The 8,569-nt window shown below is 68.2% G+C and carries 4 protein-coding genes; 3 read left to right on the forward strand and 1 reads right to left on the reverse strand.

The genetic code is table 11. From position 1 onward, the window contains the following. The 3 genes from nirB to B1C78_RS04390 form a co-directional block, all read left to right on the forward strand. Positions 1–1,976, forward strand: a 1,976-nt coding sequence (gene nirB, locus B1C78_RS04380) for a nitrite reductase large subunit NirB (RefSeq protein ID WP_139349803.1), incomplete at its 5' end; no start/stop codon positions are given. A gap of 15 nt (positions 1,977–1,991) precedes the next feature. Then, positions 1,992–2,339: a nitrite reductase small subunit NirD gene (nirD, locus tag B1C78_RS04385; protein WP_077277935.1), complete on the forward strand. Its 348-nt coding sequence runs from the start codon at positions 1,992–1,994 to the stop codon at positions 2,337–2,339. Positions 2,340–2,343: 4 nt separating this feature from the next. Continuing rightward, positions 2,344–5,019 (forward strand): nitrate reductase, encoded by a 2,676-nt coding sequence (locus tag B1C78_RS04390; protein ID WP_077277937.1) that lies wholly within the window; start codon positions 2,344–2,346, stop codon positions 5,017–5,019. 653 nt (positions 5,020–5,672) lie between these two features. Here the strand turns inward: B1C78_RS04390 and polA are convergent. After that, positions 5,673–8,375 carry a DNA polymerase I gene (gene polA / locus B1C78_RS04395; RefSeq protein ID WP_077277936.1) on the reverse strand — a complete coding sequence of 901 codons (2,703 nt, stop codon included), beginning with the start codon at positions 8,373–8,375 and terminating at the stop codon, positions 5,673–5,675. Positions 8,376–8,569: the final 194 nt, after the last annotated feature.

An 8,569-nucleotide genomic window follows, 5' to 3' on the forward strand; every position in this document is an offset into this window, starting at 1 on the left:
GCATATCTCACCACCCTTCTACTGCGCCCGCCGATCTGCACGCTGTGACGGGGCGTGCTCCCTCCAGCCGGCTTGACGTAGTGTCGACTACGCCTGCGCCGCCTTCCGATCCGCGCGCCCCGTCACAGCGGCATCTCGACGCCCTCGCTACGAACGGTGGTGAGATGAGCGGGCCAGGCAAGTCGCGGGTGCGCGCCGTGCGCTTCAAGGACGGCAGCGAGATCCCCGCGGACCTGGTGGTGATGGCGGTGGGCATCCGCCCCAACACGGGGCTCGCAAAGGACATGGGGCTGCACTGCGAGCGGGGCGTGGTGGTCAACGACACCCTGCAGACCTTCGATCCACGCATCTACGCGGTGGGCGAGTGCGTCCAGCACCGGGGCCAGTGCTACGGGCTGGTGGCGCCGCTGTTCGAGCAGGCCAAGGTATGCGCCAATCATCTTGCGGAGTTCGGCATCGGGCGCTACGAGGGCTCGATCACGTCCACGCGTCTCAAGGTCACGGGCATCGACGTGTTCTCCGCCGGGGATTTCGCCGGCGGCCCGGGAACCGAGGAGATGGTTTTCACGGACGCCGGGCGCGGCGTGTACAAGAAGCTGGTGCTGCATGAGGGACGTATCCGCGGGGCGGTGCTCTACGGCGATGCCATGGACGGCCCTTGGTACTTCCAGCTCATGCGCGACGCCACCCCCGTCTCGGACATCCGCGACACCCTGCTCTTCGGACAGGCGCATCTGGGCGACGCGGGACACGGTGACCACAAGGGCCGCGCAGGGGCCATGGCGGACAACGCCGAGGTCTGCGGCTGCAACGGCGTGTGCAAGGGCGAGATCGTGCGCGCCATCACGGAGCAGAAGCTGTTCACACTGGAGGACGTGCGCGCGCACACCAAGGCATCCGCCTCCTGCGGCTCCTGCACCGGCCTGGTGGAGGCGCTGCTCGCCACCACACTCGGGGGGGACTATTCGGAGGCGCCGGCGAAGAAGGGGCTGTGCGGCTGCACCGTCCACACGCAGGACGAACTGCGCGCCACCATCCGCGAACAGCAGCTCAAGTCGATCCCCGAGGTCATGGAGGCACTGGACTGGAAGAACCCCGACGGCTGCCACGTGTGCCGCCCGGCGATCAACTACTTCCTGCTGAGCGCCTGGCCCGGCGAGTACCGCGACGACAGCCAGTCCCGTTTCATCAACGAGCGTGCCCACGCCAACATCCAGAAGGACGGCACCTACTCGGTTGTGCCGCGCATCTGGGGCGGCGTGACGACACCTTCGGAGCTGCGCGCCATCGCGGAGGTGGCCGAAAAGTTCCAGGTGCCCACCGTAAAGCTCACCGGCGGCCAGCGCATCGACCTGCTGGGGGTGAAGAAGGAGGACCTGCCCGCCGTGTGGGCGGATCTGAACCGCGCCGGGTTCGTCTCCGGCCATGCCTACGGCAAGGCACTGCGCACCGTGAAGACCTGTGTGGGTTCCGAGTGGTGCCGTTTCGGCACCCAGGATTCCACCGCCATGGGCATCCGGCTGGAGCAGATGACTTGGGGTTCCTGGACGCCGCACAAGTTCAAAATGGCGGTCTCGGGCTGCCCGCGCAACTGCGCCGAGGCCACCATCAAGGACTTCGGCGTGGTGGCGGTGGAATCGGGCTGGGAACTGCACGTGGGCGGCAACGGCGGCGTGAAGGTGCGTGCCACCGATTTCCTCTGCAAGGTGGACACGCCCGAGGAGGTGGAGGCCTACTGCGGCGCCTTCATGCAGCTCTACCGCGAGGAGGCCCGCTATCTTGAACGCACCGCGCCCTGGATCGAACGGGTGGGACTCGGCTACGTGAAGTCACGGGTGGTCGACGACGCCGAGGGGCGCCGTGCCCTGCACGCCCGCTTCCTGGAATCCCAGCGCCACGCCCAGGTGGACCCGTGGGCGGAACGGACGCAGGGCGCCGGAACGGCGGAGTTCCTGCCGGTCAGGGAGATCGCCTGAATGAAGGAGGCACAAATGAACTGGATCGACGTGGGTGAACTTGAGGAGATCCCGCGGCTCGGTACCCGGGTGGTGCGCACTTCCCGGGGCGACCTGGCGGTCTTTCGCACCTCGGATGACCGCGTGTTCGCCCTGCGCGACGCCTGCCCTCACCGGGGCGGGCCCCTGTCCCAGGGGATCGTGCACGGCAACCGCGTCACCTGCCCGCTGCACAACTGGGTGATCAGCCTGGACAGCGGCGAGGCGACGGGCCCCGACACCGGCTGCACGGACACCTACCCGGTGCGCATCGAGGCCGGGCGCGTGTTCCTGGGCCTGGCCGCGACGGCGCAGCCGGCGCCTCGCTGTGCCGCGGGCGCCTGACACCATGGGCCGCGATGTGGCCCCCCGCACGCCGGTGCGCACCACCTGCCCCTACTGCGGCGTGGGCTGCGGGGTGCTGGTGGAGCGCACCGTCGGGGGGTTCAGGGTACGCGGCGACCCGGAACATCCCGCCAACCGGGGACGCCTGTGCTCAAAGGGGGCCGCGCTGGGCGAGACCCTCGGGGAGGAAGGGCGTCTGCTCAGGCCGGTGATCGGCGGGCGTGCCGTTGGCTGGGACGAGGCCCTGGACGCCGTGGCCGCGGGATTCCGGCGCGTGATCGACGCGCATGGCCCGGACGCCGTGGCTTTCTACGTCTCCGGCCAGTTGCTGACCGAGGATTACTACGTGGCCAACAAGCTGATGAAGGGCTTCATCGGCTCGGCCAACATCGACACCAACTCGCGGCTCTGCATGTCCACGCCCGTGGCTGCGCAAACGCAGGCCTTCGGGGAGGATGCGGTCCCGGGCTGCTACGAGGATCCGGAACTGGCCGACCTGGTGGTGCTGGTGGGCTCCAATGCCGCCTGGACTCATCCCGTACTCTTCCAGCGCCTCGCCGCCGCCAGGGAGGCGCGCCCGGAGATGCGCGTGGTGGTGGTGGACCCGAGGCGCACCGCCACCTGCGAGCTGGCGGACCTGCACCTGCCCCTGCGCCCGGGCACCGATGCCTTTCTGTTCACCGGCCTGTTCAACCACCTGCGCCGCCACGACGCGCTGGACTGGGCGTACATCGAGGCACACACGGAAGGCTTTGCGGCCACCCTCGAGGCGGCCCGCGAGAGCTGCGGCTCGATCCCCGAAACCGCGCTCCGCTGCGGGCTCCCGGAGCAGGACGTGGCCGGGTTCTTCCGGCTCTTCGCCGCGCAAGAGCGCACCGTCACGCTTTTTTCACAGGGGGTGAACCAGTCCGCCAGCGGCGTCGACAAGGTGCTCGCCATCCTCAACGTGCATCTGGCCACCGGCCGCATCGGCCGCCCGGGCATGGGGCCTTTCTCCCTCACGGGCCAGCCCAACGCCATGGGCGGGCGGGAGGTGGGAGGGCTTGCCACGCAACTGGCCGCCCACATGGGCTTTGACGACCCCGAACACGTGATGCGGGTGGGTCGATTCTGGAATGCGCCGAACATGGCCTCCCGCCCCGGGCTCAAGGCCGTGGACCTCTTTCGGGCGGTGGGCGGTGGACGCATCAAGGCCCTGTGGATCATGGGCACCAACCCTATGGTCAGCATGCCCGATGCGGACACCCTGCGCACGGCACTCGGCCGGTGCGAACTGGTGGTGGTCTCCGACTGCATGGCCGACACCGACACCCTTCGGCAGGCCCACGTGCGCCTGCCCGCCGCCACCTGGGGTGAACGCGAGGGTACAGTCACCAACTCGGAGCGCTGCATCTCCCGGCAGCGCGCCTTCACTGAACCGCCCGGTGACGCCCGACCCGACTGGTGGATCATCTGCCAGGTGGCGCGCCGCATGGGGTTCGGGGGGGCCTTCGCCTACGAATCCCCCGCGGAGATCTTCCGCGAGCATGCCCGACTTTCCGGGCTGGACAACGGGGGCAACCGTGCCTTCGACATCTCCGCTCTCGCGCCGCTGGACGCCGAGGGCTACGCGGCGCTCGCGCCCGTGCAATGGCCGGTGACGCAGGAGCGGCCCGAGGGGACGGCGCGCCTGTTCGGGGACGGACGCTTCCGCCACCCCGGCGCGCGGGGGCGCCTGCTGCCCGTCGTGCCCGGGCTGCCGGCAACCGCCACCGACGGGCAGTGGCCCCTGGTGCTCAACACCGGACGTACCCGGGACCAGTGGCACACCATGACGCGCACCGCGCGCACCGCGCGACTGACCACCCACCTGCCCGAGCCCGTGGCGGAGATTCATCCCGACGATGCACGGGCGGCGGGTCTGGCCGACGGCATGCTGGTGCGGGTGGAGAGTCCCCGGGGCCACGTGCTGGTGCGTGCCCGCGTGAGCCGGGCCCAGCGGCCGGGCAGCGTCTTCGTGCCCATCCACTGGAACGACTGCCACGCGGGCAGCGCCCGCGTCGGGGCGCTCGTGGCGCCGATCACCGATCCCGTCTCCGGGCAGCCCGAGTTCAAGCACACCCCCGTGGCCATTCGGCCCTGGCCGGGCCGGTGGCACGCCTTCCTCCTCACAGGGGAGCCCGTGCCCGCCCCGCCGGAGGCGGACTACTGGGTCCGGACCCGCGCGGCGGGGCACTGGCGCCTGGAGCTGGCCGGCCGGTCAGAGGCACCCGACTGGCATGACTGGGGACGCCGGCAGCTGGGCCGGGTCGGCGAGTGGCTGGAATTCGACGATCCGGGCGGGGGCACCTACCGGGCCGCCCGGGTCGTCGCGGGTCGCCTGCGGGCGGCGCTGTTCGTCGGCCCTGACCACACTCTGCCGCCCCGGGACTGGCTGGGGGGCCTGTTCGTCGGGGCGGCGCTCCCGGAGGCCGCGCGCGCGGCATTGCTGGCCGGCCGGCCGGCCGGCGGCGCAGAGAGCGGCCCCACCGTGTGCGCCTGCTTCGGCGTGGGCCTCAACACCCTGAAAGAGACGATCCGCCTGCGGCAACTGGGCAGCGTGGAGGCGGTCGGCGCCGCGCTGCAGGCCGGGACCGGCTGTGGCTCCTGTCTCCCGGAGATCCGCGCCCTGCTGCCGGCGCAATCCACTCAGAACGTGTAAGTGCACTCCTTGGGGACGAAAAAAATCCCCGGCGACCGTTCGGGGAGGTTGGTCTGTCGCCGGGGATGATAGAGGCTCGAATGCTGGGGGGAACATCCGAACCGCTCCCGCTCAGGGGAGGAAGCGGGAAAGCGCCGGGCTACAGCGCTTGAATGATGAGACACGGCAGCCGGACCCAAGGTTTCCCCTGTCCCGCTGCTCGAGGCAACCTGACTCAGAAAATGTGAAGGATTTCAAAAAATTGGGGGAGATGATGCCCCGTGTACGAGGCCAATTGTTATAGTCGTCGCAGGGGATATTGGGACTACTTCACGTTTCTGATGTCCGGTGGTCTCCCGGAGAACTTTTTGGAGGGCCGTGAGTCATAATTAACAAGCGCTGTAGCCCGGCGCTTCCCCGCTTCCCTCCCTGAGCGGGTGGATGGCTCAGACTCCCCCAAGTTGAGCCTTTATTGAGCCCCGGCGCCAGCCGGGGCTTTTTTTTGCCCTGTCGGGGAATCACGGATCGTCACGTAGCTGCCCGTCGGGCCGGGAGGTCTCCCGGGTTCGGGTCGCGTCGGATAACGCAGAGGCCGCAGAGGCGCAGAGGACGCAGAGATTCTTTATCAAAAACACCTCCGCGTCCTCTGCGGCCTCTGCGTTAATTACTCTCACTCAATGTGCGGCATCCCAATTGTCTCCGACGCCCGCGTCCACCACCAGGGGCACCTTCAACTCGGCGGCCCCGGACATGCGCTGGCAGAGTTCCTCACGCACGTCGTCCACGGCGTCATCGTCCACTTCCAGCACCAGTTCGTCGTGCACCTGCAGGATCATCACCGCCGGGATTTGTGATTCGCGAATCCATTGATCCACCTGGATCATGGCCCGCTTGATGATGTCTGCGGCGGTGCCCTGCATGGGGGCGTTGATGGCCACCCGCTCCGCCTGGGCACGGATCTGGCCGTTGCGGGCGTTGATGTCCGGCAGGTACAGGCGGCGGCCGAACAGGGTCTCCACGTAGCCCCGTTCGCGCGCCTGCTCCCGGGTGGATTCCATGTAGTCCTTCACCCCGGGATAACGGGTGAAGTAGCGGTCCACATAGTCCTGGGCGTCGCCCCGCTCGATACCCAGCTGGCGGGCCAGGCCGAAGGCGGACATCCCGTAGATCAGCCCGAAGTTGATGGCCTTGGCGGCCCGGCGCTGCTCGCCGGTAACCTGCCCCAGAGTCACGCCAAAGACCTCGGCGGCGGTGGCCCGGTGGATGTCCTGACCCTCGGCGAAGGCCTTGAGCAGACCGCCGTCCCCGGACAGGTGCGCCATGATGCGCAGTTCGATCTGGGAGTAGTCCGCCGCCAACAGCTGGCGTCCCTCGGGGGCCACAAAGGCCTGGCGGATGCGCCGACCCTCCTCGGTGCGGATGGGGATGTTCTGCAGGTTCGGGTCCGAGGAGGACAGCCGCCCGGTGGAGGCCACGGCCTGGTGGTAGGAGGTGTGCACCCGGCCCGTGTCCGGATCGATACGCTCCGGCAGCTTGTCCGTGTACGTGGACTTGAGCTTGGACAGCGAGCGGTGCTCCAGGATGAGCCTGGGCAACGGATAGTCCAGGGCCAGCTGCTCCAGCACGTCCTCCGCCGTGGACGGTTGCCCCTTGGGGGTCTTGCGAACGACCGGCAGCTTCTGGCGCTCGAACAGGATCTCCTGGATCTGCTTGGGCGAGCCCAGGTTGAAGGCGCCGCCGGCCACCTCATGGGCCTGCCGCTCGATCTGGCCCATGCGTTCGGCGAGCTCATGGCTCTGGGCGAACAGGCGTTCGGCGTCCACCTTGACCCCGGTGCGCTCCATGCGCGAGAGCACGGGCACCAGGGGCATCTCGATCTCCCGGTACACCCGGCACTGGCCCGGTTCCGCCTCCAGTTGCGGCCACAGGTGTTCATGCAGACGCAGCGTGATGTCCGCATCTTCGGCCGCATAGGGGGTGGCATCCTCGATGCGTACCTGGGAGAAGGGGATCTGTTTCGCCCCTTTGCCGGCCACCTCCTCGTAATGGGTGGTGCGGTAATCCAGATACTTCTCCGCCAGAGTGTCCATGTCATGACGACTGGCCGTGCTGTTCAGCACGTAGGACTCCAGCATGGTGTCGTGGGCGATGCCGCCCAGTTCGATCCCGTGGTTAAGCAGCACGTTGCGGTCGTACTTCAGGTGATGGCCCAGCTTCCTGTGCTTCGGGCTCTCCAGCAGGGGCTTGAGGCGCTCCAGGGTCTCGTCCCGCGGCAGTTGCTTCGGTGCATCGGCGTAATCGTGGGCAAGCGGCACATAGGCGGCCTCGCCCGTCTGCACGGCAAAGGAGACGCCCACCACCTCGGCCTGCATGTAGTCCAGGCTGGTGGTCTCCGTGTCGAAGGCGAACAGGTCCGCCGCCTCCAGGCGCCTGAGCCAGGCGACCAGGGCCTTCTCGTCGAGTATGGTCTCGTAAGCTTGTGCCGACACGGGGTTCGCGCCGGCGGGTTCCACGTCGCCCTCGCCCGACTCCAGCTCCTTGAGCCAGGTGCGGAACTCAAGACGCGCAAGCAGTTCCCTCAGCGTCTCCCTGTCCGGCTCGGCCAGGCGCAGGTCTTCGGGCGAGACGTCCAGCGCGACGTCCCGGCGCACCGTGACCAGTTCCCGGGACAGGGGCAGATGTTCCAGTGCGGCGCGCAGGTTCTCGCCCACCTTGCCCTTGATCTCGTCGGCATGCTCCATGACCCCGTCCAGGGTGCCGTAGGCGTCCAGCCATTTCACCGCGGTCTTGGGCCCCACCTTGTCCACGCCGGGTACGTTGTCCACGGTATCGCCGATCAGCGCGAGGTAGTCCACGATGCGCTCCGGCGGCACGCCGAACTTCTCCTCGACACCCGCCTCATCCATCTTCGTATCTGTCATGGTGTTCACTAGGGTCACGCCCGGCTCCACCAGTTGGGCCATGTCCTTGTCGCCGGTCGAGATCACCACGTCCAGGCCGTGCTCCCGCCCCTGGCGCGCCAGGGTGGCGATCACGTCGTCCGCCTCCACACCCGGCACCGCCAGCATGGGCAGGCCCATGGCCCTGACCAGCTCGTGCAGCGGTTCCACCTGGGCCACCAGCTCGTCCGGCATGGGCGGACGGGTCGCCTTGTACTCGGGGTAGAGCTCGTCCCGGAAGGTCTTGCCCTTGGCATCGAACACCACGACCACGTGCTCGGGTTCGTAGTCCTTGAGCAGCTTGCGCAGCATGTTCGCCACCCCGTACACGGCCCCCGTGGGTTCCCCCTTCGAGTTGGTCAGCGGCGGCAGGGCATGGAAGGCGCGGTACAGGTACGAGGATCCATCCACCAGCACCAGAGGCGGGGTCTTGCTCACGGGTTCTCACTCCGGCGGTTCAGGTCTGTGGCAGCATTATGGTGCGTGTACCCCTCAATTGGAAAAGCGCCAGCCATTCCCGATCATGTGGGACGGAGGTACGCTACGGGAATGAACGCGGAGGTCGCAGAGGCGCAGAGGTCGCGGAGAACTGAATGCATAAAGCCTTCCTCTGCGTTCTCCGCGCCTCTGCG

Source organism: Thioalkalivibrio denitrificans, from assembly GCF_002000365.1.
GTDB lineage: Bacteria > Pseudomonadota > Gammaproteobacteria > Ectothiorhodospirales > Ectothiorhodospiraceae > Thioalkalivibrio_A > Thioalkalivibrio_A denitrificans.